A 26,155-nucleotide genomic window follows, 5' to 3' on the forward strand; every position below is an offset into this window, starting at 1 on the left:
CTCCGGAACCGCCCCCGGCCCCGGCCCCCCACACGTAGGCGCGAACACGGGTGACGCCCTTCGGCACCGTCCACTTGCCCGTGTGCGGTACGGCAAACCTGCGCCAGCCCGAAGGCGCCGCCGAGGCCGCCGGGCCGGCCAGCAACGGCGCCACCACCAGACCGGCGGCAGCAGCAGAAACCACCACTCTCGCCGTCCATCGGTACGTGTCCGTCGCCTTTGACTTGTCTCTGAGCACTCGGTGTCTCCTCCACCGTTGAGTGGTGATCGGGAGGTGGGCGGGGAACCTTACGAGCCGTTGTCGTTGTCGGCCCCGTTGAGGCCCTGGTTGCCCTGCACGGTCGTGCACGTGGCGGTGTCGATGACGCTGCCGAGGAGCTTGTTGCCCTGCTGGGGCACGTCGTTGGCGGGGTTGCCGTTGGTGTGCGCGGGCAGGGTGTCGGAGCACTCGATCGTTTCGGCCGACGCCACCCCCGTACCGATGCATCCGACCGCGCCCATCAGGGCAACCGTGCAAGTGGCCAGAGCGGCAGCACGCGAGATCTTCTTCATGCCGTGAACCTCCGTGAGGTCACCACACCTGGTACGTCCAGGCAGAGGTAAACGGCACAACCACATCCCTCCTCGATCAGATGCGGTCGCTTACCTGAAGAGGTGATCAGCAGCTTTTCCGTGACGCTCCGCAGAGGCGGGCGTGCTCATGCACGGCTCCTTCGGGCGTTGCGGGCCGCCACGCGGCAGATGTCCACCCAGCGCGTGACCTCTTCGGGCGGCACCGCTTCCCACTTCGACGGCTCGTCCTCGAACGCCGTCGCGGCGAGGAAGGTGTCCGGGACGTCGGGGATCTCCGCGCACGCCTTGCAGAGTCCCTCCCCCAACGTGGTGCTCACGTCCACATCACCGCAGCTGACGCACGCCTCGACGCCCCACTTCACGATGTCTCGCCGTACCGAGTGGTCGTTGTACGCGGCCAGAAACCTCAAGGGAACCGGAGGCATCTTCTTCTCCAATCGATTGCGTACGAACCCGGCCGGGCTGTGGATCTGCGGCGGCAGCCCGGCCGTCACCGCGGCCGTCAGCTGTTCGGGGGTCGCGTCGTAGGTCAGCCACTGGGCGGCGAGCGGTTCGAGCGCCTCGCACTCTGCGGCGGAGAGAGTCAAACGGGGGTCGGCGTAGCGCAGCCGCGCCAGGGCCTGGTACGCGCGGGACGGCAACGGCCGTGGTTCAGTCCGTACGGGTGTGGACGTGGGTTCAGGTGCGGGTGCGGGTGCGGGCGCAGCCTCTGCGGGTGCGGCCTCTGCGGGTGCGGGTGCAGGTGCAGGTGCGGGTTCGAGGGCGGGTGCAGGTGCGGGTTCGGGTGCAGGTTCGGGTGCGAAATCCGGTTCGGTGATCGGTTCCGGCGTCGCTTCCCGTTCCGGCTCGGCGTCCGGTTCCGGTGCCGCTTCCTGTTCCGGCGCCGCTTCCGGTTCCGGCTCCGGGCTGGCCTCAGGGCGGGTCTCGGTGCGGGACTTGGACCCCTTGCCCACCTGCTCCTCCCACCACGCCTGCGAACGCGCCGTCCGCGAGAAGAACGTCAGCGTCACCCAGCGCTGGCCCGCCTTGGTCATCGCGGTGGCCTGGCGCAGGAAAACGTGCCCTGCCTCGCGCAGGTGCCGGATCGCCGTCCTGCACGCCTGCTGCCCGTAGTCCGGCAGCACCTTGGCCAGCGTCTTCACGTCCATCGCCGCGCCCTCGGGCAGCCGGTCGATGAACGCGGCGATCGACGCCTCACGCTTGGGCAGATGTACGAAGTCGTGCGCTCCCGGCGGGGCCTGGTCCGGCGCGCTGTGCTTTCCGAAGCCGGGGTTCGCCATGGGGTGTGACGGGGCGGGGAGGAGAGCACTAGAGTTGGCAGCAGCCACGGATCGAGTCTCTTTCGATCTTGTAGGTCAGACCCCGGTCCGGTGTTGGTAGCACCGGCCGGGGTTGTTTCTTGCTGCGCACGCTAAGCGGTCCCCACCGTCCGTCGCAAGCGGATCACGCATGGTGAGCTTGCTTGTGGTAATGGGGACTTGGGAGAGCACTTGGGTGGGTGGGTGGGAGAAAACCTCCCCACCGCCCATTCCTTGAAAACAGCGCTCGGGTCTCGGAGCTCGGGTCCTCCCGGCGCTCGGAGCTTGAGCTCCGAGCGCCGACGCACAGGGTGCGGCGTCGCGTCAGCTGTCGCCCTTGCGTTCGCCCAGCGTGATCTCCGCCGTGGACTGCTTGCCGTCGCGGGTGTAGGTCACCTTCACCTTGTCGCCCGGCTTGTGGGTCCAGATCTCGCTGATGAGGGTGGGGCCGCTGTCGATGGCGGTGTCGTCGAGCTTGGTGATGACGTCACCCGGCTTGAGGCCGGCCTTGTCCGCCGGACCGCCCGGGGTCACGGCCGGGCTGTTGTTGTCGCCGGTGGGAGCGATCCGGGCGCCGCTGCCCGCGTCCTTCATGTTCACCGACGCGGAGATGACCGGGTAGACCGGCTGGCCGGTCCGGATGAGCTGGTCGGCGACGTTCCGCGCCTGGTTGATCGGGATGGCGAAGCCGAGTCCGATGCTGCCGGCCTGCTGCTGGGCGCCGCCGAAGCCGCCGCCGTTGTTCGCGGACTGGATGGCCGAGTTGATGCCGATGACCGCGCCCTGGGAGTTGAGCAGCGGCCCGCCGGAGTTGCCCGGGTTGATCGACGCGTCCGTCTGCAGGGCGCTCATGTACGAGGCCTTGCCCATGCCACCGCCGTCGCTGGAGGCCACCGGCCGCTTCTTGGCGCTGACGATGCCCGTCGTGACCGTGCCCGACAGGCCGAACGGCGCACCGATGGCGATCGTCGCATCGCCGACGGCCGTCTTGTCCGAATTCCCGAGCGGGAGCGGGTTGAGCTTCGCGCCCGACGGGTTCTTCAGCTTTATGACCGCGACGTCGTAGCCCTGCGCCCGGCCCACGACCTCGGCGTCGTACTGCTTGCCGTCCGAGAACGTGGCCATCAGCTTGCCGCCGCCCTGGGCGGCGGACGCCACGACGTGGTTGTTGGTGAGGATGTGGCCCTGCTTGTCGTAGACGAAGCCGGTGCCCGTACCGCCCTCGCCGCCGCCGCTCTGCGCCTCGATCGTGACGACGCTCGGCAGCGCCTTGCCCGCGATGTCGGCCACGGAGCCGGGCGTACGGCTCTCCGTCTTGGGGTCGCTGGACGAGGAGACCGTCGTCGAGCTGTTGCCGTCGTCCCGGTTGGCCGCCCAGTAGCCGATGCCGCCGCCGATGCCGCCCGCGAGGAGCGTCGCCGCCAGGGCCATCGCCACGATGCCGCCGGCGCGCTTGCGCGCCGGCGGGTACGCGTCCGGGCCGCCGGCCCACACGCCGGTCGGACCCACCGGGGCGCCGCCGGCCGGTGCGCCGTACGGGTACGGCTGGGGCTGCGGCTGGCCCTGCGGGGGCGCGGGGGGCATCGGGTGCTGGTGCTGCTGGGTCTGCCCGTCGTACCAGCCGCCGGGGTGACCCTGCGGAGCCTGCGCGCCGGTCTGGCCCTGCGCGCCCTGTACGCCGGGCTGACCCTGCATGCCATGCGTGCCTGCCTGGTCCTGGACGCCCTGCTCGCCATGCACCCCCTGCACGCCGGTCTGCACAGCACCTGCCTGGGCGTGATCCGGCTGAGGCGGGGCCGCGGGCTGCTGCACCGGAGCGTGCGCCGGGGCGGCGGGCGCAGCCGGGGCAGCGGGCGCACCGGCGGGAGCGGCTGCACCGGCGGGAGCGGCTTCACCGGCAGGAGCAGCAGACGGCTCCGCGGCGAGCGGCTCCGCAGCCGGCGGTGCGGGCGGTGCCGCCGGAGCGGGCGGTGCTGCCGGTGCGGGCGTCACCGCCTGTACGTCCTGGCCCCGCTCCCGCTCACCGGCGACCGGCTGCTCGGCCTCCGCCGGGGCCGCCCCGCCGCCCTTCTCCATCGAGATGCCCGACGAAGCGTCCGACGAGCCGCCCGGAACATCCGGAACGCCCTCCGCAGGCGCGACGGCAGCGCCCTCGTTCTCGGTGCTCACAGCTTTCTCCTCATCAGGTGCATCAGGTTCATCAGGTCCATCACGTGCAGGTGCACATCAGTTCGGTGTGGTGGAGTCCACCCAGCCCCACGACCAGCTTTTCCCACCACGCGTCAGACCACCGTAAGCGGACCCTGTGACCCGCGGCAGCAGACCTTTACTCCGGGCAGCCCCGGCAAAAGGGACCGCATGCGTGAGGGCACCGGGCGATGGCACGATAACGCGGTGACCTATGCGCACCAGGCCCGGGACCTCGGCCCCGGGCGCCGCCCGCCCGCCGTCGTCGCCCACCGCGGGGCGTCCGAGGACGCGCCGGAGCACACCCTGGCCGCGTACCGCAAGGCGATCGAGGACGGCGCCGACGCCCTGGAGTGCGACGTGCGGCTCACCGCCGACGGTCACCTCGTCTGCGTGCACGACCGGCGCGTCAACCGCACCTCCAACGGCCGCGGCGCCGTCTCCGCGCTGGAGCTCGCCGACCTCGCCACTCTCGACTTCGGCTCCTGGAAGGCGGACGTCTCGGCCACGGAGGCCCCGGACACGGAAGCCCCGGACCTCGACGCGACGTCCGTGCTCACCCTGGAGCGCCTGCTGGAGCTCGTCGCCGACGCGGGGCGCCGCGTGGAACTCGCCATCGAGACCAAGCACCCAACCCGCTGGGCCGGTCAGGTGGAGCAGAAGCTGCTGGAACTGCTGGGCCGCTTCGGCCTCGCCGATCCCCCGGCCGACGCCCCTTCGCCCGTGCGGGTCATGAGCTTCTCCGCCCGCTCCCTGCACCGCGTCCAGCTCGGCGCACCCACGCTGCCGACCGTCTATCTGATGCAGTTCGTGTCGCCGCGCCACCGCGACGGGCGTCTGCCCGCGGGCGTCCGCATCGCCGGCCCGAGCATTCGCATCATCCGCAAGGACCCCGGCTACGTGTCCCGGCTGCACCGTGCGGGCAACGAGGTGCACGTCTGGACGGTGAACGAGCCCGAGGACGTCGAGCTCTGCGTCCGCCTCGGCGTCGACGCCCTGATCACGAACCGGCCCAAGCGCGTGCTCACACAGCTCGGCCGCCGCGCGTAGGCCGGGACCCTGCACCCGGGTTCCAGTTCCCTATGCGGATTCCGTATCCGCATTACGGGGCCGGCTTCGTCCCCTGACAGGGAGTGCACCGGCGCGTTCGGTACGTGTTCGAGTCGCCCGAGTGCTCCCGGCGGGTGCGGGATGGCCGGTTTCCGGTCCAGTCCACTGGGGCATCCATCCCCTGACGTGGGGCAAAGGAGGTCTCGGGGGTGGCGTTGGTGGTGGCACAGGAGGTGCCCACGTCGTCGATCATGGCCGTACCCCATGGTCCAACCGGTGTGGGCCAGGCAAGACACCGGATGCGCAAGGACCTGCGCATCATCGGGGTACCGGATTCGGTCATCGACGATGCCGTACTGATCCTCTCGGAGCTGCTCAGCAATGCGTACCGGCACGGACGCCCGCTGAGCGCCGCGGGAGGCATCCGCAGAGACGAGGACGAGGGGGAGACCGACGGGGGGATACGTGCCGCATGGAGGGTGGACGCCCACGGCCGGCTCACGGTCGAGGTGACGGACGGCGGGGGCCCGACCCGGCCCGTTCCGGCCACGCCTTCGGTGACCGCCCGCGGAGGCCGCGGGCTCAACATCATCAGTGCGCTCTCCCAGGACTGGGGGGTCCGCGACGCGTCGGGTGAGGTGACGGTATGGGCCGCACTCTCGGCCCGTGACAGCTTCGCTACGCGCGTTGCGGCGGAACCGGCCCCAGGCCCGGGCACAGTGCCGGGCGCAATGCCGGGCGCAGGCGCCGAACTGGCATTCGCAGACATCGACGAGCTGACATAACGGCGGCGTGACGCGCGTAGATCCCGCGCAAGACGGAAGACGCAAGACGGCAAGGGACTGCGCCCGCGTACCGCACCGCCCCGACCTCTGCAGAGCCACGAGCACGGATCACGTACGTACGAATCCGCACGGCCGGTGGGCCCCGTTCCCCGGAGCCTCTTCTCTCCGCGGGCAAGCGGCACCCCACCACCGGCCTTCCGGCCCGCTTCCCTTCCCGGTTCCGTTCCGCCTTCCGCTCCACCCTCTCCCGACGCCCCGCGCGCGTGCCCGTTCCGGCCGCCGCGGCGAGCGCTAGGCTCGCGCCCGTACGAGCTGTACAAGCTGCACAAGCTGTACGAGCCGTACGCAACGAAGCCGTACGCATCTGCTGCACCGATCGGGAGACACGCACGCCATGGCCAAGAAGCGCCGCCCCCAGACCAAGGCCGCAACGCCGCAGGCCGTCGACGGTCCGATCCCCGTCGTCGGCGCCCGTGAGTCCTGCCCGTGCGGTTCGGGCCGGCGCTACAAGGCCTGTCACGGCCGCGCGGCCGCGCACGCGTCCACCGAGCTCGTCCAGCGGCCCTTCGAGGGGCTGCCCGGCGAGGCCGACTGGGTCGCGCTGCGCGAGCTGGTGCCCGCCGCGACGGTCGAGCTCACCCTCAAGGACGGCCTGCCGGAGGGCGTCCCGTCGGTGACGCTGGCCACCGTGCTGCCGATGGCCTGGCCCGCGCTGCGCCGCGACAACGGCGCCGTGCTGCTGGGCCTGCAGAACGACACCGCCTCCGGCGACCTCAGCCGCGACCTCGCCGACACCCTCCGGCGCGCCCTGGCCGCCGAGCCGGGCACCCCGGTGACCGCCGGCCGCGCTGCCCCCGACGGGCCGCGCCTGCAGGACCTGCTGGACCCGGCGGGCCCGTTCGAGCCGAACGTCCACACGGGCTTCGAGTTCTGGGTCGAGAACGCCGAGAACGCCACCGGCGAGGTCGCCGCCTCCCTGGACCGGGCCAACGCCGCGGCCATCCCGACCGTCCGCCTCTCGGGCGTCGAGGCCGCGTACTGGTGCGAGACCCCGGAGAAGAATCACCTCCGCTGGGTGATGACCCACCCCGAGGAGCAGCTTCTGGACGCTCTGGCCCGGCTGCACGCCGCGGACACGTCCTCGCTCGGGGAAGGCACCCGTCTGGTCGGGTCGTTCCGGGCCCACGGGCTGACCGTGCCCGTGTGGGACCTGCCGAGCTCGATGCGCGCGGAGGACACCGAGAAGCCGGCCGCCGCCTTCGCGGAGCGGCTGGCCACGGCCCTCGCCGACACCTCTCCCCTCACGGCCGACGAGCGCCGGGCGCGGAGCGGTCTCACCAGCCGTCAGATCACCCTGAACTGACGCCGGTCCGTCGGCGCGGACGGTCGGCGGTGCCGTGACGTGGTGCGGAGCGTTGCCTTCCAGGCAGCGGAGTGGTTGATTCCGGGGCCTACTTAGGCGCCATTTACGTGACTCCTGTCACAACTCCCGCTGTCAGCCCGGAAATACGCGTCCGGAAATCCACGATCGAATTTGCGAACGGCCAATCTCTTGTTACCGTTCTAGGAGCCCGGTCGCTGGTGCATCCCCCGTCGCCAGCGACCGGGCGTTTCCATGCCCGGAAACGCCCGGACAGCCCGGCCCCGCGCCCAGCGCCACGCCCGGCCCCCGTGTCCCCGCGCCTGCGCCGCCATCAGCCCCGCTCCTCCGCCGAGTTGCTGCTGCCCGAGCGCAGCAGCAGCCTCCCACCGTCGCCGCCGTCCCCCGCGCCCTCCGAGGCGATCTCCGCAACGGCCGTGTACGGGTCCTCCCCGCGCGCCGCCGCACGCGCCGCCTCCGCGCCCCGGACCGTCCGCGCGCGGGGCGTCTCGCACTCGTCAGGGTCGTCCGAGGCGGTCGTACGGCAGTGCACCTGCACGGTGCGGCCGTCGGGGGCCATGAGGGTCAGAACGGCCCTCAGAGGGGCGCCCGTCGCGTTGCGGTAGTACGTACGGGCCCAGGTCTCGTTCCCCTGTTCCAGGACGCACGTCTGGGCCTCCACGCCTTCCGGCGAGGTGAGTTCGGGGCCGCAGCGCGCGGACGCCCGGCCCTGCGCGGGCCCGGCCAGCGGCGGCGAGGCCGCCGGCCAGCCGCCGGCCCCGGCCTCCGCACCCCGCCCCTGATCCTTGCCCAGACCCTTCCCGAGCCCCTTCCCGAAGTCCTTCCCCAGGTCCTTCCCGAAGTCCTTGCTCAGGTCACGGCCGAGCTCCGGTCCGCTGCCGCTTCCGGTGCCTGCAACCTCGTCCGGATGCCCGGCGGCAGCCTTGCCGGGACCCAGGCGCAGTCCGCTGTCGGCACCCGGCCGCTTCCCCGTGCCCTCCTCCCGGGCCGCCTCGGGGCCCCGAAGGCCCGCGGGGCCGGCCGTGGCGGCCGCCAGCGGCAGCACGACGGCCAGCGCCACCGCACTCGCGAGCGCGACCATACGGAGGTTGGCTCCCCGCGCATCAGCCCTCGTGTCGGCCCGCGCACCAGCCCTGGTATCGCTCCGCGCATCAGCCCTCGTGTCGGCCCGCGCATCAGCGGACTCCGCGGGCACCTTCGACCCGCCGGGCGCTCCAGGCACACTGGGCACACTGGGCACACCGGACGCAGACGCACGCTCCATGGGGACCACCTGAGACTCGCCGCGCGGACGCTGACCGCATCGCGGGGACGGCTGGGACGGCTCGGACCACCCCGCCCCGCGGAACGCCCCGGCCTGATCGACGGGACCCGGCCGGCACCATCCGGTCCAGGTCCTCACCCGAACATAGCGGTCAGAACAGGGCTGTCCCGGGGGCCGCGCGGTGGAATCCCGCAGAACTCGGACGGGCTTACACCCGTACGAGTGAGAGCGCGTGCGTCTCCCGTCCGTACGCGCTCTCCGTGTGCTCGTCGTGCTCCCGGTGCGGCGGCGGGCCGTCGTGCCCGTCGTGCCCATGTACCCGTGGCTGCTTGCCGTGCCCGTCTCCCGCGGCAGCGCGCGGATTCCCCGTGAGGGCAGCCGCCGGTGTCAACCGGTGTCAGCCGGTGTCAGCCGGTGTCAGAACGCGAGCCGGCTGCCGCCGCCCGACGTCCCCGTGCCGGCGGTCTCCTCGACGAGCACGTCGACCAGAGCGGACACGTCCGGCAGCCACGGCTGCGCGGACCCGGGCGTACGTTCCTTACGCTCGCCGCGCCCCGCTCGATCAGCGCGGAACGTACGGATTCCGCCACCGAAGGCGCCCTTGACAGATTCGGCGGCACTACCCCCGCCGCCGGCCGGTCCCACCGGCTGCGGTGCGCGCTCCCAGCGCACCCGGCCCGCCCCCGTGGGCGACGGCGGGAGGGCCACGAAACCGCCGTCCCCGTGGAAGAGCAGCGAACCGGGCACCCAGTCCTGGCGGTGGAGCAGCTCGCCGAGGACCTCCAGGGAGTAGGGGGCAACGAGCAGGGCCCAGCGGGCGGGGGTGGCGACCACGGGCCCGAGGCGGATGCCCGCGCGGTCGAACGCTGCGAGAGCGCGGGCGCCGGCCACCGCGGGCAGGCTCACGGCGCACGGCGCGCGCCCGCCCGTGGCGAGCACCACCGGTGCGTCGGGACGGTTGGTCCACCACCAGCGGACCATCCTGGCGTCCGTGGTGGCCGCCAGCAGGCCCGGGTCGAAGGGGTGGGCGCCGGGAGCCGCGCAGTCGGGCTGCGGGCAGTTGCACCGGCGTACGCGCCCGCCGTCGGCCCGCAGGCCCACGCCGGGCAGCACGGGCCAATGCCATTCGGTGGCATAGGCCAGGGCCGCGGAGAGGACCGCGGACCGGTCGCCTCGCCTGAGCGAGAGCTTGCGTCGCCTTCCGAGGATCTCGCGCATGAGCGCTCGTTCCTTTCCGTAAACGCCGAAGGTCGGTGACCCCGGCCGGTGGCAGGGGCCGTGTCGCGCTGAGGGACTGCTGACTGCTGGTGCTGGACTGCGTACGTGCATGCACTGCTGAACCGAGCTGCGTACGGAGCGGGCCGTACGGGTAGTGCGATGGAGCGGAGCCGTACCGTGGAACCGAACGGCCGTACCCAACGGCCGTACCGAACGGGCCTACCGGCCGTGCCGCGAATACCCTTCGGGCACCGCGGGACTGCCTGCTGGAACTGCACCTGAACTGCTTCCGGGCCGCGTCCGGACTCCATGGCACTACGGCCCGACATGGCGCGCCGCTCAACACGCCGTGGCTCTCACCAAGCCGGCACACCACGTGGTGGATCACAAGTCACTGCTTGTACAACGCAGCGCATCACGCCACGGGCCGAGCGTGAAACATGGCGGGGGGTGGCGCGCGTATGGCGCTTCGTGCTGAGCCTGTCGCCCCTCGCCGGCGGCATGGGTCTCCCCATCGCCCTCGGGTGCGGGCGCGGCCGTCGCCGGTTAAGACGCTCGGGCCCGCCGCCGGGTTCCGGGGCGGCCCCAACTGCCCCTGCCCTTCTCCGTGTACGTACCCACCGGGGTGGATATGACGCGCTGTCGAGCAACGTCAGTCGACCGCAAATCCATGGCCTTGGGACCATTTTCCGGCCAAGTTTGAAACCCCATAGACACCACCAATCCCACCGGTTCAATGCTGGACATCTCCTTGCCGGGGCGTGTACATGTGGAGCACCGATAGCGCGCAACGCGACAGGGGGTTTGCGATGCTATTCATGAGAAAACACAGGTCAACACGGTGGTCAAGAGGGAGCGGCGAAGTGCCGCGGGCCCTGGTGCGCACGGCCGCCCCGAGCACGGCACCACCGACCGCTCCGGGTAGCCGGCCATGACCACCCCCCACCTCCCGAAAGTGGCCGGAATCAATCCTCCGGTCCCGCCCCCCGCGCAGACTCCTGCCTCCGCATCCGCAGCTTCCTCCGCAGACCCCCTCTCCCCGGCCGCTTCCGGTGCGCCCGGCGCGGGAGCACCGGCCGCTCCTGCCGGCCCGTCCGGCGCCGACTCTTCCTCCCCTCCCTCCGGCTCGTCGGGCTCCTCGGGTTCCCCGGGCTCTTCCGGTGCCACCCTCCTGCCCGGCCCCTTCCTCCCCCCGCCCAGCGCCGTCGTCCAGGACCGCCTCGCGGGCTGGATCTCCGATCTCACCGCGCTCCAGGAGCTCACCGAGCGGCTCACTCGTACCGCCTGCCTGGACGACGCCCTGCGCGAGGCGCTGCGGGCGGGCGCGGAGCTCGTGGGCGCCCGCCGTGGCCTGGTCACCCTGCACCCGGCCACGGGCCCCGGGCGCGACCACCCCGTCACGGTCGGGTTCGGACTGGACCACGCGGACCTCGGCCACATCGAGACCATCCCGCAGACCGTCCGGGAGGCCACCCCGGAGGCCGTTCCGGAGACCACCCCCGAGGCCGGCCCGGCGACCACCCCGGATGCCGGCCGCTCCGCCGGCCCCGGCCCCGCCGACCCGGGCTCTCCCGTGACCGCGCGCCGCGGCCGCCGCGCCACCCCGCCGCCGGCCCCGGAGGCCGCTCGCCCGCAGACCGCTCGCCCGGAGGCCGCCCGCCCGCAGGCCGTGCACGGCGCCGACCGGTCGCTGACCTCTTACGGCCGCCTGTTCGACGACCTCCCTCCGACCGGTTCCCGCAGCGGCACCGCGCACCCCGACATCGCCGCGGACGAGGGCCTCGACCCCCGCCACCGCGAGGTCGCCGCCCGCCTCGGCTACGGCGCGAGCTACGCCGTACCGCTGGAAACCGAGCACGCGGGCCGCATCGGCGCCGCCGTCTGGCTCTACGACGAGCCGTCCGAGCCCACCGAACGGCAGCGCAGGCTCGTCGGCCTCTACCGCGACCACGCCACCGAGCACCTCGCCCGCCAGCTCGAACTGGCGGAGGCCCGGCGGACCGTGGCGACCCTCCGCGAGGAGCTGCTGCCGAGCCGGCTGCCGCGGACGCCGGGCGTCCGGCTGGCCGTCCGGCACCGCACCGGGCCCCTCGGCGGCGGCGACTGGTACGACGCGCTGCCGCTGCCCGAGGGCGCGCTCGGCCTGGCCGTGGGCGGAGTGAGTGGTTCCGGCCCGGGCGCCGTGGCTGCCATGGGGCGGCTGCGGGCCTCCCTCCGGGCGTACGCCGTCATGGAAGGAGAAGATCCGGTCGCGGTCCTCTCCGACCTCGAACTCCTGCTGCGGCTGACCGAGCCGTCCCGCGCCGCCACCGCGATCTTCGCCTACTGCGAGCCGCCCGACCGCAAGGTCATCCTGGCGGGGGCGGGCCACTGCCCGCCGCTGATCATCGGCGATCACCGCGTCGAGTTCGTCGAGACCTCGCTGTCCGCGCCGCTCGGGATGCTGGCCTGCTGGGAAGCGCCCAGCGTGGAGATCGAACCCGCGCCCGGAGAAACGCTCCTCTTCTACAGCGACGGCCTGCTGCACCGCACCGGCCAGCCGATGGACCGCGCCTTCGCCCGGCTGCGCACGGCCGCCGCCGGCGTGCCGAAGGCGGCGCGCAGGGACCCGGACGCGGTCGTGGAGCACGTGCTGCGCACGGTGCTGCCGCAAACGAATGGACGGGACGAAGAGGGCGAAGAGGACGAAGGAGACAGAGGCGAGGACGTCGTCCTGCTCGCGGCCCACTTCGAATGACCTGCTTCGCTCTTTCCTCAGATTTTCCCCACAGTTTCCTCGTATTTCGGCCGCACATACGCCGCACATACGATGGAAAGCGCCCCGTCCGAGGAGGAAGAGCAGTGACCGAGCAGCAGCCCGCGCCCGAGAACCCCGAAGGCGACGAGCCGATCAAGCAGCGGAAGAACGGCCTCTACCCGGCCGTCTCCGACGAGCTGGCCGCCAACATGAAGACCGGCTGGGCCGACACCGAGCTGCACGACCTGCAGCCCGTCGAGCAGGCCCCGCACACGGCCCGCCGCCGCGCCGCGCTCTCCGCGCGCTTCCCCGGTGAGCGCCTGGTGATCCCGGCCGGAAACCTGAAGACCCGCTCGAACGACACCGAGTACGCCTTCCGGGCCTCCACGGAGTACGTGTACCTCACCGGTGACCAGAGCCAGGACGGCGTCCTCGTCCTGGAGCCCACCGGCGCCGAGGGCCACCGGGCGACGATCCACCTCCTGCCCCGCTCCAACCGCGAGAACGGCGAGTTCTGGCTCGACGGCCAGGGCGAGCTGTGGGTCGGCCGCCGCCACAGCCTCACCGAGGCCGAGCGGCTGCTGGGCCTGCCCGCCGAAGACGTCCGCGAGCTCGCCGGTGTCCTGCGCGGGGCGACCGGCCCGGTGCGCGTGGTCCGCGGCCACGACGCCGGCATCGAGGAGGCCCTGGCCGACAAGGTCACCGCCGAGCGCGACGAGGAGCTGCGCGTCTTCATCAGCGAGCAGCGGCTCGTGAAGGACGCCTTCGAGATCGGCGAGCTGCAGAAGGCCGTCGACTCCACGGTGCGCGGCTTCGAGGACGTCGTGAAGGTCCTCGACAAGGCCGAGGCCACCTCCGAGCGCTACATCGAGGGCACGTTCTTCCTGCGCGCCCGGGTCGAGGGCAACGACGTCGGCTACGGCTCGATCTGCGCCGCCGGCCCGCACGCCACGACCCTGCACTGGGTGCGCAACGACGGTGCGGTCCGCTCCGGCGAGCTGCTGCTGCTCGACGCGGGCGTGGAGACGAACAGCCTCTACACGGCCGACGTCACCCGCACGCTGCCGATCAACGGCACGTACACCGAGCTCCAGCGCAAGATCTACGACGCGGTGTACGAGGCCCAGGAGGCCGGCATCGCGGCGGTGAAGCCGGGCGCCAAGTACCGCGACTTCCACGACGCCGCCCAGCGCGTCCTCGCCGAGAAGCTCGTCGAGTGGGGCCTGACCGAGGGCCCGGTGGAGCGCGTCCTGGAGCTGGGCCTGCAGCGCCGCTGGACGCTCCACGGCACCGGCCACATGCTGGGCCTGGACGTCCACGACTGCGCGGTCGCCCGCACCGAGACGTACGTGGACGGCGTCCTGGAGCCGGGCATGGTGCTCACCGTGGAGCCCGGCCTGTACTTCCAGGCGGACGACACCACCGTGCCCGAGGAGTACCGCGGCATCGGCGTCCGTATCGAGGACGACATCCTGGTGACCGAGGACGGCAACCGGAACCTGTCCGCCGCGCTGCCGCGGGCGGCGTCGGACGTCGAGGCGTGGATGGCGTCCCTGAAGAGCTGACGCCGTCACTTTGAGTGAGCGAGTGAGTGAGTGAGTGAGCCGTGGCCCTGTTTTCTGCGGGGCTGCGGCTCACTGCATTCGTACGGCCTGCATTCGTACGGCCTGCATTCGTACGGCCTGCATTCGTACGCCTGCGTTCGTACGGCGCTTCCTGCAGTGGTGGGCCGGGGCTCCCCGAGCGCATCATGGCCACTAGGAAGGTGCACCCGGGGGACGCCAGAGAGGTGTGAGGAGCCATGGGCAAGTTCATGGACGTCCATCACGGCATGCAGGGCATCACGGCTGATCAGCTCAGGGAAGCGCACCGCAGGGACCTGGCCATCGAGGCGGAGGAGGGCGTGCACTTCGAGCAGGCGTGGGCGGACCCGAAGTCGGGCACGGTCTACTGCCTGTCGGACGCACCGTCCGCGGACGCGGTCAAGCGCGTCCACGCCCAGGCCGGCCACCCGGTCACGGAGGTCCACGAAGTGTCGCTGTCGATCTGAAGGGCGATGCCCGTCCGAACCGTCGCTGCCGGTTTCCTGACGGGGCTCTCGACGGGGCTCACGAGGCGCGGAGCAGCGCCGCGTCCTCTCTCCACTTGAGGATCTTGTCGAACGTGACGACGGCGCCCTGCCGGCCCGGGCGGTTGCGGACGCGGACGTGGTCGGTGAGCGACTCGATCAGGAAGAGGCCCCTGCCGTGCTCGTCCTCGGCGGGGGCCAGGGGCCTGGGCGGCTGCGGAAGCCTGCTGCGGCGTTCGCGCGAGCGGGGCTGCTCCGGGAAGCCGGGGCCCGAGTCGGTGACCTCGATCCGGCAGGTGTCGCCGTCGATGAACGCCGTGACGAGATAGCCGGTCGAGGAATCGCCGCCGTGTTCGACGGCATTCGCACACGCCTCGCTCAGCGCGAGCGAAAGATCATACGAGATGTCCGGGTCGACCCCGGCGGTCTCCATGGCGCCTACCAGCAACCGTCGCGCGAGCGGGACGCTCGCGGCCTCGCGCCGCAGATGGAGTGACCACCAAATGCTCATGCTCAGCCTCCTGGCCGCGGCTCGACATACCGATACGTATAGCCAGCACTGACGCCCCGTAAGCCTCCCGAGTGTGTGAGACCGCTCATTCGGACGACGCGCCCGGTGGATGCATCGGTGTATGGCGGCGTACGGAAGTGCGCCGGTGCGCCCCTTCCGGGTGGAGATCGAGCGCCCCCTGCTGTAGGGGAGTCCCGGGCCCGGTGGGATGATGGCGCAGCCATGTCTCACCCCGTCGGGCGTGTCGGCGCCGATCTGCGACTGATCCGGGCCGCGGTGTTCACCGCGGTCTGCGTTCTGCTGTCCGCGGGCGGGCATGTGCTGGCCTCCTGCGCGCGGGTGCCGCTGTGGAGCCTCGCGGCCGGATTCCTGGCCGTCCTCGCCGTGGCCGTGCCGCTGGCGGGGCGGGAGCGCTCGCTGCCGTCGATCGCGGCCGGCCTGGCCGCCGGCCAGCTCGCGCTGCACACGCTCTTCGCCGCCGGTCAGCAGAGCGCCGGCATGGCACCGCGGCAAACGGCCTCCGAGGGCCGGATGATCGACTTCGCTTCGAAGCTGATCTGCAACCAGCCGCAGATGATGTCCGCCTCCGCCGCCCGCCGGGTCATCACGGACGCCGGTCTCGACCCGGCCGTCCACCCCCTGCAGCAGGGCGCCACGGCCGCCGGCCCCGTCCCGGGGACGCACGGCGGCACGGCCTCCGGGTCGCTGCTCGACGCGCTGCCCCTCTCGCTCCCGATGCTCCTCGGCCACCTGCTCGCGGCGCTGGCCGCGGGCTGGCTGCTGCGCCGCGGCGAAGTGGCGCTGTGGCGGGTGATCGCGCTCTCGGAGCAGTCGGCGCGCGAGGTCGCGGAGACCGTGCTCGTCCAGGCCCTGCGGATCGCCTTTGCGCTCGTCGGCGCCCTGCACGAGCTGTGCGCCGGCAGACCCGCGGCCGCCCTTCCGCGCACGGACGCGGCCGAGGAGCGCCCCGCGGCGGAACCGGCGCTCCAGCACTCCGTGATCAGGCGGGGCCCGCCGGCCCTCGCGCTCGCGGCCTGACGACGCACCACCGCCGTATCTCCGGCGTTCCGACGCCCCGACGCTTCCCCGTTCCGACGCTTCGACATCCCTTTCCCGAGCCGTCGCGCGCCCAGTTCCCCTGAGCGTGCTCGCGTACGGCCGTGGGCCGTGCCTGTCCGCAGTGCGACAGAGCGGGCAGGGAGGCATCCCGGGCAGGAGGGCGGTCGCACCGTCGTCGTCACCACCGCACGCGTGCCACCCCTCCCCTTCCCGTCGCCTTCCGATCACCCCTGATCGAGTGATCGAGTCCGACCACTTTCGATCCCTCCTGCCTCTGGAGCGTCCCCATGCACGCCAAGTCCGCCCGCCCGCGCCACCGCCTCCCCCTCATCGGCGCCGTCGCCGCCGGCACCGTCCTGCTGCTCGCCGGCCCCGCCGCCGCGCACGTCTCCGTGGCGCCCGGCACCGCCGAGAAGGGCGGCTACAGCACCATCGCCTTCAAGGTGCCCAACGAGAAGGACAACGCCTCGACCGTGAAGCTGGAGGTCACCCTCGACCCCAAGCACCCGCTCGCCTCGGTGATGCCCCAGCCGGTCCCCGGCTGGGAGGTGAAGGTCGAGAAGGCCAAGCTGGAAAAGCCGCTGCAGATGCACGGCAAGACCATCGACGAGGCCGTCAGCAAGATCACCTGGTCCGGCGGCAAGATCGAGCCCGGCCAGTTCCAGCAGTTCCCGCTGTCCGTCGGGAAGCTGCCCGACGACGCCGACGAGCTGGTCTTCAAGGCGCTCCAGACCTACTCCGACGACGACGTCGTCCGCTGGATCGACCCGTCCAAGCCGGGCGGCGCCGAGGCCGAGCACCCGGCTCCCACGCTGAAGCTCGTCGCCAAGGGCGCCGCCGCCGGCAAGGGCGACGACCACGACGCGAAGACCAGCGGCAAGACCGGCGGCAAGGGCGCCGACGACAAGGCCGCGAACGCGTCCGCCGCGTCGGACAAGAGCGACGGCGGCAGTGACACCACCGCCCGCGTCCTCGGCGTCGCCGGCATCGTCATCGGCGCGGCGGGCGTCGCCTTCGGCCTGCTCGCCGGACGCCGCCGCACGGCCGCCTGACACTCGCCGGTTCACGACGAGCGGTTCATGCCGACCGGCCGGGGCGCCGGCCCGCCACGGGTGTCGCCCGCGCCCCGCCCCGCACCACCGACCCACCCCCTGGAGAAGAGCTCCATGCGCACCAGAATCCTGGGCGCGGCCCTGGCCACGGCCGCCGCGCTCACGCTGACCGCCTGCGGCGGCGGCTCGGACGACGGCGGCGACAAGCCCCTCGCCGACGTCTCCGCCGCGCCCAAGAAGTCCGCGATCACCCTGGACAGTCCGAAGACCAAGCCGGACCTGGTCCTGACCGACACGAACGACAAGAAGTACGAGCTGGTCAACGAGACCAAGGGCCGGCCGCTCCTGCTCTACTTCGGCTACACCTACTGCCCCGACGTCTGCTCCACCGTCGTCGCCGACATCGCCGCGGCCGAGAAGACCCTGCCGAAGGAGGAGCAGGAGAAGCTTCAGGTCGTCTTCGTCACCACCGACCCCGAGCGCGACACGCCCAAGCGGATGCGCGAGTGGCTGGACGCCCAGGGCGGCCAGGACATAGTCGGCCTCACCGGCGACTTCGCCACCATCCAGGCGGCGGCGAAGGGGATCGGCATCTTCGTGGAGAAGCCGAAGAAGGAGAAGGACGGCTCCATCACCGTCAGCCACGGGGCCGAGGTCGTCGCCTTCTCGCCGAAGGACGACAGCGGTCACTGGATCTACACGACCGAAACCACCAAGGACCAGTACTCCAAGGATCTCCCGAAGATCATCAAGGGGGAGAACCCGTAATGCGCAAGACCACCGCCGCCACCGCCGCCACCCTGCCGCTCGTCCTCGCCGGAGGGCTCCTGCTGCTCACCGGCTGCCAGTCCGAGAAGGACGCCCTGAGCTCCGGCAAGCCCGAGCTGTCCGTCAGCGGCGCCTACCTGCCGCAGCCCGCGATGACCGACATGGCCGCGGCCTACCTCACCGTCACCAACGACGGCGCCAAGGCCGACCGGCTCACCAAGGTCACCAGCCCTCTCTCCGGTGACATCACCATGCACACCACCGAGGGCTCGCAGATGAAGCACGCGACCTCGCTCGACGTGCCGGCCAAGGGCGAGCTGAAGCTCACCCGCGGCGGTACGCACCTGATGCTCGGCAAGCTCGACCACAAGCCGGATGTCGGCGAGAAGGTCGAGTTCACGCTGCACTTCGCCACCGCCGGGCCGGTCAAGGTCCGGGTGCCCGTGGAGTCCACGACGTTCCGTCCCAAGGACTGACGAGCCGGCGAAGGACTGACGTGCGATGAAGACCCTGACCGCCGGGCGGCTGCTGCCGGTCCTCGGCACGCTGCTCGCCGCGCTGGTGTGCGCGCTGGGGCCCGGCGCGGCCGGCGCCTCGGCGCACGCCGCGCTGACCTCGACGGACCCGGCCTCCGGCTCCGTGGTGCCGGCCGCGCCCCGGCAGGTGAAGCTCGCCTTCTCCGAGGGCGTCCTGCTGAGCGCGGACTCGGTGCGGGTCCTCGACCCGCAGGGCAAGCGCGTGGACGAGGGCAAGCCCGCCCACGTCGACGGCAAGTCGAACACGGCCGCCGTCGGTCTCGCCGGCGGGATCGCCGACGGCACCTACACCATCGCCTGGCAGGCCGTCTCCGCGGACAGCCACCCGGTGGCCGGGGCCTTCACCTTCTCCATCGGCGCGCCGTCGAAGACGGCGGCCAAAGTGACGGCGGCCGAGCCCGACCCGGTCGTCGACGCGCTCTACACGACCGGGCGGTACGCGGCCTACGCGGGCTACCTCCTGCTCGTCGGCGGCTGCGTGTTCGCCGGCGTGTGCCGGTCCTCCCGGTCCGTGCAGCGGATCGCGGTCGGCGGCTGGATCACCCTCTTCGGCGCGACGTCGGCGCTCCTGCTGCTGCGCGGCCCCTATACCGGCGGCAAGGGTCTCGGCTCCTCCTTCGACCTCACTCTCCTCGGTGACGTGCTGGCCACGAAACCGGGTGCGGCGCTGCTTTCGCGTCTGCTGCTGCTGAGCGCCGCGGCGGTGTTCCTGGCCGTGCTGTTCGGTTCGTACGCCCGCGAGGACGGCGACCGCACGAGCATCGAGCGCCGCGACGTCGCCTACGGGCTCGCGATCGGCGGCACCGTCGTCGCCGTCGGGCTCGCGGCGACCTGGGCGATGGCCGAGCACGCCTCGGCGGGCCTCCAGCCGTGGCTGGCCATGCCGGTCGACGTCCTGCACCTGCTGGGCGTCGCCGTGTGGCTCGGCGGCCTCGCCGCGCTGCTCGCCGCGCTGTGGTCGGGCGAGCCCGTACGCCGTGCGGAGGTGCAGCGCTTCTCCCGGCTCGCCTTCACCGCGGTGTGCGTGCTGGTGGCGACGGGGCTCTACCAGTCCTGGCGGCAGGTCGGCTCGTGGGGCGCGCTCACCGGTACGGAGTACGGCCGGTGGCTCCTCCTCAAGATCGCTCTCGTGGCGGGCATGGTCCTCCTCGCCTCCTTCTCACGGCGCTGGACGGGCCGCCTGACCGACGGGCGCCCGGCGGCGAAGAAGCCGCTCCCGGTGGCCAAGGCGGTCCGGGCCGCGGCCACCCCCGAGCGGGCCGCCCAGCTCGCACGCCAGCGGGAGGCCCTGGAGAAGGCCGCCGGGCGCCGGCAGCGCGACGCCGACGAGCCGCGCAGCGGCCTGCGCCGCGCCGTCCTGGCCGAGGCCGGGGTCGCCGTCGTCCTGCTGGCCGTCACCACCCTGCTCACCGGCACCCAGCCGGGCCGGGCCGAGACCGAACAGCGCCGGACGGCCGCATCCGGCGGAGCCCGCACCACCGCTCCGGCCGCCTCCGGCCCGGCCGAGGTCCGCGTCCCGTACGACACGGGTGGCGCGAACGGGCGAGGCACGGCCCTCATACGTATCGATCCGGCCCGCTCGGGCAACAACTCCCTCGACGTCTCCGTGACCGACCCGGCCGGGAAGGCCGTGGACGTACCGGAGCTGGAGGTGTCCTTCACCGAGAAGCAGAAGAACATCGGCCCGCTGCGCACGGCCCTCGCACGCGAGTCCGCCGGCCGCTGGCGGGCCACCGGCTTCCAGTTGCCCATGGCCGGCACGTGGCAGCTCACCCTGACCGTACGGACCTCCGACATCGACCAGATCACGGAGATCAGGAACGTGAAGATCAACTGATGGCTGAACGATCCCAGGATTCCCAGGAGACACACCAGGACGCTGAGCAGCCCGCGAAGGCGGCCGGCGTCAGCCGCCGCCGGCTGCTCGGCACGGCCGGCGCCGCGGGCGCGGCCGGGCTCGTCGCGGGCGGCGCGGCCGGGGCCTTCGCGGCCGGGACCGTCCGCAAGGAGCCGGCCCCGCTGGACGGCGTCGGCTCCGCGAGCAGACCCTTTTACGGGCCGCACCAGGCCGGGATCGCCGATCCCGCGCAGGCGTGCGGCCACCTCGTGGCCTTCGACCTCGCGCCGGGGGCCGACCGCAAGGCGGCCGCCGCCCTGCTGCGCCGCTGGTCGGCCACCGCGGCCGACATGACGGCCGGCAGGACGCCCAAGGGCGACGACTCCGGGGTGGCGCTCGACGCGGGCCCCTCCTCGCTGACCGTCACCTTCGGCTTCGGACGGACGTTCTTCGACCGGACGGACCTCACCTCCAAGCGGCCCGCCGCGCTGGAGCCGCTGCCCGACTTCACCGCCGACGCGCTCGACCCCAAGCGCAGCAACGGCGACCTGTGGGTGCAGATCGGCGCCGACGACCCGCTCGTCGCCTTCCACGCGCTGCGGCTGCTCCAGCAGCAGGCCGGGAAGACGGCACGGCTGCGCTGGCAGATGAACGGCTTCAACCGGACTCCGGGCGCGACCTCCCGGCCGATGACCGGCCGGAACCTGATGGGCCAGATCGACGGCACGAACAACCCCAAGCCCTCGGACCCGAGCTTCGCGACGAAGATCTACGTGCCGCAGGACCGCAGCGGCGCGGACGAGTGGATGGCGGGCGGCTCGTACGCCGTGGTGCGGCGCATCCGCATGCTGCTCGACACCTGGGACCACCTCTCCCTGGAGCGCCAGGAGAAGGTGATCGGGCGCCGCAAGTCGGACGGGGCTCCGCTGTCCGGCGGCACGGAGACGACCCGGCCGGACCTCAACAAGGTCCGTGAGGACGGGTCGCTGGCGATCGCCGGTGACGCGCACATCCGCGTGGCGTCGCCGGCGTCGAACCGCGGGGCGTCGATGCTGCGGCGGGCGTTCTCCTACCATGACGGCTTCCTCGACGACGGGGCTCCGGACGCGGGTCTGCTGTTCGTCGCCTGGCAGGCGGACCCGATGAAGGGGTTCGTGCCGGTGCAGCGGAAGCTGGACCGCGGGGACGGTCTCTCCCGCTTCCTGCGGCACGAGGCGAGCGGCCTCTTCGCGGTGCCGGGCGGCTGCGAGCCGGGCGAGTACGTGGGGCAGCGGCTGCTGGAGGGCTGACGGCCCGCCCTCGGGCGCTCGGTATCGTGGCGAGCCACCGGACGATCGAGGAGCCAGCGTGATGTCGGCCAGCCGCTACACCTATCTGGGCCCCGAGGGCACCTTCACCGAGGCCGCCCTGCGGACGCTGCCGGAGGCGGCGACGCGGGAGCTGGTGCCCATGGTGTCCGTGCCCGCCGCGCTGGACGCCGTGCGCAGCGGTGAGGCGGCGGCCGCCCTCGTGCCGATCGAGAACTCGGTGGAGGGCGGTGTCACCGCCACCCTCGACCAGCTCACCACGGGCTCCCCGCTGATGATCTATCGCGAGGTGCTGCTGCAGATCACGTTCGCGCTGCTCGTGCGGCCGGGGACGCGGCTGTCGGACATCAAGACCGTGACCGGTCACCCCGTGGCTCAGCCGCAGGTGCGCAAGTGGCTCGCCGCCCACCTGCCGGACGCGCTGTGGGAGTCGGCGGCCTCCAACGCCGACGGCGCGCGCTTGGTGCAGGAGGGGCGCTTCGACGCCGCCTTCGCCGGGGAGTTCGCGGCGGCGACGTACGGTCTGGAGCCGCTGGTCACCGACATCCACGACGCGCAGAACGCGCAGACCCGCTTCGTGCTGGTGGGCCGCCCGGCCCGGCCGGCGGCGCGGACGGGCGCGGACAAGACGTCGGTCGTGGTGTGGCTGCGCGAGGACCACCCGGGCGCCCTGCTGGAGCTGCTGCAGGAGTTCGCGACGCGGGGGGTGAACCTGATGCTCATCCAGTCGCGGCCGACGGGCGAGGGCATCGGCAACTACTGCTTCGCGATCGATGCGGAGGGGCACATCGCCGACCGGCGCGTCGGCGAGGCGCTGATGGGCCTGAACCGGATCTGCCCGCAGGTGCGGTTCCTCGGCTCCTATCCGCGGGCGGGCGTGACGCCGGCGGAGGTGGGGCCCGCGCGCTACGGCACCTCGGACGAGGAGTTCGTCACGGCGGCGGACTGGCTGGCGCGCTGCCTGGACGGCCGCGCCTAAGACGATCATGGTTTCGCTGTCCATCGGGGCTTCGTTGTCCACGCTCCGACGGTAGCCCTCGGAGCCGACATCCCCAGAGTTATCCACAGGGGGGTCCCGCCCTGGGGATAAGTCGACAGAGCGAGGCGGGTGTACGGACCTGCGAATCGGTCAAGGTCGACAAATCGCTCTAGCCACAGGGTCGTCATCCACAGCACCTAGGTCCACCCGATCGGGCTGCATCGCCGCCATTCGTCAGCGGAATGTCTGCGAATAACCCTTTGGAGCGAGGCAATACCACCCGAATGAGTGGCCGCGCGAGGTTTGACAACGAATACACGGCGGAGGGCAGAAGCGGACGGAACGTTCGATTCCGGTGTCCACAGATTTCGCGCACAGCCTGTGGACAAAGAAAGCGGAGGGATCACCTCCTGTGGACAAGGCGCGCCCCAACTCCCGCCGCCCGCAAGCCGGTCAGCAGCGATCGCTGCCGCTATGCCCGTTTTTCAGCAAAAGCGCACCCATTCCCACCGCCACCCCTCCCGGGGGTTTTCCGGCGCTTCGCGATCAGCCGGGCCACTGATTATGCACAGCCTTTTCCGATCGCCCAAAATAGGGCAAATCGCCACCAAGAGGAATATGCCGTCGAGTGATCGCGTGCGCAACGGTAGCCTGGAGGGGTGATTGACCTTCGCCTGCTTCGTGAGGACCCCGACCGTGTGCGCGCCTCCCAGCGCGCCCGTGGAGAGGATGTCGACGTCGTCGACGCGCTTCTCTCCGCCGACGAACGGCGCAGGTCGTCCAGCGTCCGCTTCGACGAACTCCGCTCCGAGCAGAAGGCGCTCGGCAAGCTCATCCCCAAGGCCGCCGGCGACGAGAAGGCCGCGCTGCTGAAGAAGGCCGGCGAGCTGTCCGCCGCCGTCAAGGCCGCCGACGCCGAGCAGGACGAGGCCGCCGCCGAGGCGCAGCGCCTGCTGCTGCAGATCGGCAATCTGGTCCACCCCGACGTGCCGCTCGGCGGCGAGGACGACTTCGTCGTCCTGGACACCGTGGGCACCCCTCGCGACTTCGCCGCCGAGGGCTTCGAGCCCAAGGACCACCTGGAGCTCGGCCAGCTGCTCGGCGCCATCGACGTCGAGCGCGGCGCCAAGGTCTCCGGCTCGCGCTTCTACTACCTGACGGGTGTCGGCGCGCTGCTGGAGCTCGCGCTCGTCAACGCCGCCATCGCCCAGGCCACGGCCGCGGGCTTCACCCCGATGCTCACGCCCGCGCTGGTCAAGCCGCGCGCCATGGAGGGCACGGGCTTCCTCGGCCAGGCCGCCCAGGACGTCTACCACCTGGAGAAGGACGACTTCTACCTGGTGGGCACGTCCGAGGTGCCGCTCGCGGCGTACCACATGGACGAGATCCTCGACGCCGACCAGCTGCCGCTGCGCTACGCCGGCTTCTCGCCGTGCTTCCGCCGCGAGGCCGGCACGTACGGCAAGGACACCCGCGGCATCTTCCGCGTCCACCAGTTCGACAAGGTCGAGATGTTCTCGTACGTCGCGCCGGAGGAGGCCGAGGCCGAGCACGCGCGCCTGCTGGAGTGGGAGAAGCAGTGGCTGACCAGCCTTGAGCTGCCCTTCCAGGTGATCGACACGGCCACCGGTGACCTCGGCGCCTCGGCCTCCCGCAAGTTCGACTGCGAGGCCTGGATCCCGACCCAGGGCAAGTACCGCGAGCTGACGTCCACCTCCAACTGCGACGAGTTCCAGGCCCGCCGCCTGTCCGTCCGGATGCGCGACGGCAAGACCGTCAAGCCGCTGGCGACGCTCAACGGCACCCTGTGCGCGGTGCCGCGCACGATCGTGGCGCTGCTGGAGAACCACCAGCAGGCCGACGGCTCGGTGCGCGTCCCCGAGGTGCTCCGCCCCTACCTGGGCGGGCGCGAGGTGCTCGAGCCGGTCGCCAAGTGAGCCCCGCCGCGGCCGAGCTGCCGTACCGCCTCGTCGCGACCGACCTCGACGGCACCCTGCTGCGCTCCGACGAGAGCGTCTCGGAGCGCACGCGTGCAGCCCTGAAGCTGGCCACGGAGGCGGGCGCCGCGCACATCGTCGTCACGGGGCGGGCCGTCCCGTGGACGCGGCACATCCTGCAGGACCTGGACTACCAGGGCCTGGCGGTGTGCGCCCAGGGCGCGCAGGTCTACCACGCGGGCGAGCGCCGGCTGCTGACGTCGGTGACGCTGGACCGCCGGATCGCCGGACTGGCCGTCGCCAAGATCGAGGCCGAGACCGGCCCGCTGCACCTCGCCGCGGGCCGTGACGGCCTCGACGGCGAGGTGCTGGTCACCCCGGGCTACCGCGTCCAGGAGGGCCCGCTCCCGGTCGTCGTGAGCCACGACCGGGACGAGCTCCTGGCCGAGCCCCTCAACAAGCTCTACCTGCAGCATTCCGAGCTCGGGGACGACGCCCTGGCCGCCGCAGCCCGCGCGGCCGCGGGCGACCTGGTCGGGGTGACGATGGCGGGGGAGGGCATCGTGGAGCTGCTGCCGCTGGGCCTGAGCAAGGCGACGGGGCTGTCCCTGGCCGCGCGCCGGCTCGGGATGAAGGCCGCCGACACGATCGCCTTCGGCGACATGCCCAACGACATACCGATGTTCGGCTGGGCGGCCCGCGGCGTGGCCATGGCCAACGCCCACACGGAGCTGCGGGCCGTCGCCGACGAGGTCACCGCCTCGAACGAGGACGACGGAATCGCCGTGGTCCTGGAGCGTCTGTACGGCTGAGGCCGCTCCGGCCCGCCCGGCCGGATGCGCCTCCCACGGCACTCACCGCCCGCCGCAGGGCTTCGGGAACGCTCCTGAAGTCCCACGGCGGGCGGCCGTGCGTGAGCTGCCGGAAGCCCAGGCCGATCGCCGCCGCCACCGCGTGCCCCACGTCGGTGAAGGTGCCGCCGGTGACCAGCGGGACGGCGAAGAAGAGCACCACACCGGCGAGGTAGACCCACCGCCAGGGCCGCGGCATCCGGTACGTGAGGAGCCCGGCGGCCGCCGCGAGCCCGTACGAGACGCCTATGTCGACCACTCTCCTCATCGACCGCGGCAATGAGTGCTCCTCTATCGACAGCAGCACGACCTCCTGGCTGATGAGCGTCGCCGCGACGTGCGCGAAGCCCACGGTGAACAGCCAGCGGGCGGTGCCGGTCCAGCGCTCGACGTTCGCGTGCAGGAGCTCGAAGAGCGCCGCGTAGAGCAGGAACGACGAGGGGTTCTCGATCCAGAAGCCGCTGATCAGGAGCGACTGCAGCGGATGCTTGGTGAGCTGGTGGATGTTGCTGCTGTTGCGGTGCAGCAGGAACGTCTGCAGGTCCTGGCTCGCCGCCGCGATCACGAGGCTGGTGATGCCGATGACGAGCAGCCAGATGTGCGTCCCGGGCGAGGACGCGACCCACGAGCGCACCCCGTCCCGCACCAGGGAAGCGGCGCGGGCGGCGACGGCCGGCCTGTGGCCGGGCGTGCCGGAGCCGGGGCGCTCGTCCCGTCCACGCACCCTTCGACGGTAGCCGCCCGGTCCCGGGGACGC

General features: G+C 72.2%; 21 protein-coding genes and 2 pseudogenes. 15 read left to right on the top strand and 8 right to left on the bottom strand.

From position 1 onward, the window contains the following. From ACSNOH_RS09330 to ACSNOH_RS09345, 4 genes and pseudogenes are all read right to left on the bottom strand, one after another. Nucleotides 1–184: pseudogene (locus tag ACSNOH_RS09330) on the bottom strand (hypothetical protein); the annotation flags it as partial. Between the two features lie 104 nt (nt 185–288). After that, nucleotides 289–501 (bottom strand): hypothetical protein, encoded by a 213-nt coding sequence (locus ACSNOH_RS09335; RefSeq protein ID WP_436720769.1) that lies wholly within the window; start codon nt 499–501, stop codon nt 289–291. Between the two features lie 197 nt (nt 502–698). Continuing rightward, nucleotides 699–1,901: a MarR family transcriptional regulator gene (locus ACSNOH_RS09340; protein WP_436720770.1), complete on the bottom strand. Its 1,203-nt coding sequence runs from the start codon at nt 1,899–1,901 to the stop codon at nt 699–701. Between the two features lie 294 nt (nt 1,902–2,195). Next, nucleotides 2,196–4,040: a S1C family serine protease gene (locus tag ACSNOH_RS09345; protein ID WP_436720772.1), complete on the bottom strand. Its 1,845-nt coding sequence runs from the start codon at nt 4,038–4,040 to the stop codon at nt 2,196–2,198. Between the two features lie 225 nt (nt 4,041–4,265). On the opposite strand from ACSNOH_RS09345, the gene ACSNOH_RS09350 reads away from it, so the two are divergent. The 3 genes and pseudogenes from ACSNOH_RS09350 to ACSNOH_RS09360 all read left to right on the top strand — a co-directional run bounded on the left by ACSNOH_RS09350 (nt 4,266) and on the right by ACSNOH_RS09360 (nt 7,256). After that, nucleotides 4,266–5,108, top strand: a complete 843-nt coding sequence (locus ACSNOH_RS09350; RefSeq protein WP_436720773.1) for a glycerophosphodiester phosphodiesterase — start codon at nt 4,266–4,268, stop codon at nt 5,106–5,108. A 134-nt stretch (nt 5,109–5,242) separates the two neighbouring features. Beyond that, nucleotides 5,243–5,893: pseudogene (locus ACSNOH_RS09355) on the top strand (ATP-binding protein). A 394-nt stretch (nt 5,894–6,287) separates the two neighbouring features. Then, nucleotides 6,288–7,256 carry a DUF5926 family protein gene (locus ACSNOH_RS09360; protein ID WP_436720775.1) on the top strand — a complete coding sequence of 323 codons (969 nt, stop codon included), beginning with the start codon at nt 6,288–6,290 and terminating at the stop codon, nt 7,254–7,256. Nucleotides 7,257–7,587: 331 nt separating this feature from the next. Here the strand turns inward: ACSNOH_RS09360 and ACSNOH_RS09365 are convergent, their stop codons facing one another. Together ACSNOH_RS09365 and ACSNOH_RS09370 are read right to left on the bottom strand one after the other, a co-directional pair. Beyond that, nucleotides 7,588–8,355 carry a hypothetical protein gene (locus ACSNOH_RS09365; protein WP_436720776.1) on the bottom strand — a complete coding sequence of 256 codons (768 nt, stop codon included), beginning with the start codon at nt 8,353–8,355 and terminating at the stop codon, nt 7,588–7,590. A 600-nt stretch (nt 8,356–8,955) separates the two neighbouring features. Beyond that, entirely contained in the window at nt 8,956–9,756 is an 801-nt protein-coding gene (locus ACSNOH_RS09370; protein ID WP_436720778.1) for a bifunctional DNA primase/polymerase, read from the bottom strand. A gap of 931 nt (nt 9,757–10,687) precedes the next feature. On the opposite strand from ACSNOH_RS09370, the gene ACSNOH_RS09375 reads away from it, so the two are divergent. The 3 genes from ACSNOH_RS09375 (at nt 10,688) to ACSNOH_RS09385 (ending at nt 14,543) form a co-directional block, all read left to right on the top strand. Then, nucleotides 10,688–12,493 carry a PP2C family protein-serine/threonine phosphatase gene (locus ACSNOH_RS09375; RefSeq protein WP_436720779.1) on the top strand — a complete coding sequence of 602 codons (1,806 nt, stop codon included), beginning with the start codon at nt 10,688–10,690 and terminating at the stop codon, nt 12,491–12,493. A gap of 104 nt (nt 12,494–12,597) precedes the next feature. Beyond that, a complete protein-coding gene (locus tag ACSNOH_RS09380; RefSeq protein WP_436720780.1) occupies nt 12,598–14,058 on the top strand; it encodes an aminopeptidase P family protein in 1,461 nt (486 codons plus the stop codon). Nucleotides 14,059–14,294: 236 nt separating this feature from the next. Next, complete coding sequence (locus ACSNOH_RS09385; RefSeq protein WP_436720781.1) at nt 14,295–14,543, top strand: SCO4226 family nickel-binding protein; 249 nt, start codon at nt 14,295–14,297, stop codon at nt 14,541–14,543. A gap of 58 nt (nt 14,544–14,601) precedes the next feature. On the opposite strand, the gene ACSNOH_RS09390 is transcribed toward ACSNOH_RS09385, so the two are convergent. Continuing rightward, on the bottom strand, nt 14,602–15,072 hold the full coding sequence (locus ACSNOH_RS09390) for an ATP-binding protein (protein ID WP_359104275.1): 471 nt from the start codon (nt 15,070–15,072) through the stop codon (nt 14,602–14,604). A 222-nt stretch (nt 15,073–15,294) separates the two neighbouring features. Here ACSNOH_RS09390 and ACSNOH_RS09395 point away from each other — a divergent pair, with 222 nt between their 5' ends. From ACSNOH_RS09395 to ACSNOH_RS09435, 9 genes are all read left to right on the top strand, one after another. Next, nucleotides 15,295–16,110 (top strand): hypothetical protein, encoded by an 816-nt coding sequence (locus tag ACSNOH_RS09395; RefSeq protein ID WP_436720782.1) that lies wholly within the window; start codon nt 15,295–15,297, stop codon nt 16,108–16,110. Between the two features lie 308 nt (nt 16,111–16,418). Further along, nucleotides 16,419–17,183 carry a YcnI family copper-binding membrane protein gene (locus ACSNOH_RS09400; RefSeq protein WP_436720783.1) on the top strand — a complete coding sequence of 255 codons (765 nt, stop codon included), beginning with the start codon at nt 16,419–16,421 and terminating at the stop codon, nt 17,181–17,183. A gap of 114 nt (nt 17,184–17,297) precedes the next feature. Further along, the gene (locus ACSNOH_RS09405) at nt 17,298–17,951 is read left to right on the top strand and encodes an SCO family protein (protein WP_436720784.1); all 654 of its coding nucleotides are present in this window, start codon (nt 17,298–17,300) and stop codon (nt 17,949–17,951) included. Continuing rightward, nucleotides 17,951–18,427 (top strand): copper chaperone PCu(A)C, encoded by a 477-nt coding sequence (locus ACSNOH_RS09410; RefSeq protein ID WP_436720785.1) that lies wholly within the window; start codon nt 17,951–17,953, stop codon nt 18,425–18,427. Before ACSNOH_RS09405 ends, ACSNOH_RS09410 begins: the two co-directional genes overlap by 1 nt. Before the next feature lie 25 nt (nt 18,428–18,452). Further along, nucleotides 18,453–20,324, top strand: a complete 1,872-nt coding sequence (locus tag ACSNOH_RS09415) for a copper resistance protein CopC (RefSeq protein WP_436720786.1) — start codon at nt 18,453–18,455, stop codon at nt 20,322–20,324. Beyond that, nucleotides 20,324–21,613 (top strand): iron uptake transporter deferrochelatase/peroxidase subunit, encoded by a 1,290-nt coding sequence (gene efeB / locus ACSNOH_RS09420; RefSeq protein WP_436720787.1) that lies wholly within the window; start codon nt 20,324–20,326, stop codon nt 21,611–21,613. The genes ACSNOH_RS09415 and efeB overlap by 1 nt, the downstream gene beginning before the upstream one ends. A 61-nt stretch (nt 21,614–21,674) precedes the next feature. Next, nucleotides 21,675–22,610 carry a prephenate dehydratase gene (pheA, locus tag ACSNOH_RS09425; protein ID WP_436720788.1) on the top strand — a complete coding sequence of 312 codons (936 nt, stop codon included), beginning with the start codon at nt 21,675–21,677 and terminating at the stop codon, nt 22,608–22,610. 659 nt (nt 22,611–23,269) lie between these two features. Continuing rightward, nucleotides 23,270–24,547 carry a serine--tRNA ligase gene (serS, locus tag ACSNOH_RS09430; protein WP_436720789.1) on the top strand — a complete coding sequence of 426 codons (1,278 nt, stop codon included), beginning with the start codon at nt 23,270–23,272 and terminating at the stop codon, nt 24,545–24,547. Continuing rightward, entirely contained in the window at nt 24,544–25,359 is an 816-nt protein-coding gene (locus tag ACSNOH_RS09435; protein WP_436720790.1) for an HAD family hydrolase, read from the top strand. The genes serS and ACSNOH_RS09435 overlap by 4 nt, the downstream gene beginning before the upstream one ends. On the opposite strand, the gene ACSNOH_RS09440 is transcribed toward ACSNOH_RS09435, so the two are convergent. Continuing rightward, on the bottom strand, nt 25,301–26,047 hold the full coding sequence (locus ACSNOH_RS09440) for a rhomboid-like protein (protein ID WP_436720812.1): 747 nt from the start codon (nt 26,045–26,047) through the stop codon (nt 25,301–25,303). The two genes, ACSNOH_RS09435 and ACSNOH_RS09440, sit on opposite strands and share 59 nt — an antisense overlap. Nucleotides 26,048–26,155 lie beyond the last annotated feature (108 nt).

The organism is Streptomyces sp. URMC 127 (assembly GCF_051386535.1).
In the GTDB taxonomy this organism is placed as follows: Bacteria; Actinomycetota; Actinomycetes; order Streptomycetales; family Streptomycetaceae; genus Streptomyces.

Bases quoted from the DNA above. Each gene is read 5' to 3' on its own strand.
- ACSNOH_RS09335 (WP_436720769.1), bottom strand. From the start codon at position 501: ATGGGCGCGGTCGGATGCATCGGTACGGGGGTGGCGTCGGCCGAAACG.
- ACSNOH_RS09360 (WP_436720775.1), top strand. From the start codon at position 6,288: ATGGCCAAGAAGCGCCGCCCCCAGACCAAGGCCGCAACGCCGCAGGCC.
- ACSNOH_RS09365 (WP_436720776.1), bottom strand. From the start codon at position 8,355: ATGGTCGCGCTCGCGAGTGCGGTGGCGCTGGCCGTCGTGCTGCCGCTG.
- ACSNOH_RS09370 (WP_436720778.1), bottom strand. From the start codon at position 9,756: ATGCGCGAGATCCTCGGAAGGCGACGCAAGCTCTCGCTCAGGCGAGGC.
- ACSNOH_RS09375 (WP_436720779.1), top strand. From the start codon at position 10,688: ATGACCACCCCCCACCTCCCGAAAGTGGCCGGAATCAATCCTCCGGTC.
- ACSNOH_RS09385 (WP_436720781.1), top strand. From the start codon at position 14,295: ATGGGCAAGTTCATGGACGTCCATCACGGCATGCAGGGCATCACGGCT.
- ACSNOH_RS09390 (WP_359104275.1), bottom strand. From the start codon at position 15,072: ATGAGCATTTGGTGGTCACTCCATCTGCGGCGCGAGGCCGCGAGCGTC.
- ACSNOH_RS09395 (WP_436720782.1), top strand. From the start codon at position 15,295: ATGTCTCACCCCGTCGGGCGTGTCGGCGCCGATCTGCGACTGATCCGG.
- ACSNOH_RS09400 (WP_436720783.1), top strand. From the start codon at position 16,419: ATGCACGCCAAGTCCGCCCGCCCGCGCCACCGCCTCCCCCTCATCGGC.
- ACSNOH_RS09405 (WP_436720784.1), top strand. From the start codon at position 17,298: ATGCGCACCAGAATCCTGGGCGCGGCCCTGGCCACGGCCGCCGCGCTC.
- ACSNOH_RS09410 (WP_436720785.1), top strand. From the start codon at position 17,951: ATGCGCAAGACCACCGCCGCCACCGCCGCCACCCTGCCGCTCGTCCTC.
- ACSNOH_RS09415 (WP_436720786.1), top strand. From the start codon at position 18,453: ATGAAGACCCTGACCGCCGGGCGGCTGCTGCCGGTCCTCGGCACGCTG.
- efeB (WP_436720787.1), top strand. From the start codon at position 20,324: ATGGCTGAACGATCCCAGGATTCCCAGGAGACACACCAGGACGCTGAG.
- pheA (WP_436720788.1), top strand. From the start codon at position 21,675: ATGTCGGCCAGCCGCTACACCTATCTGGGCCCCGAGGGCACCTTCACC.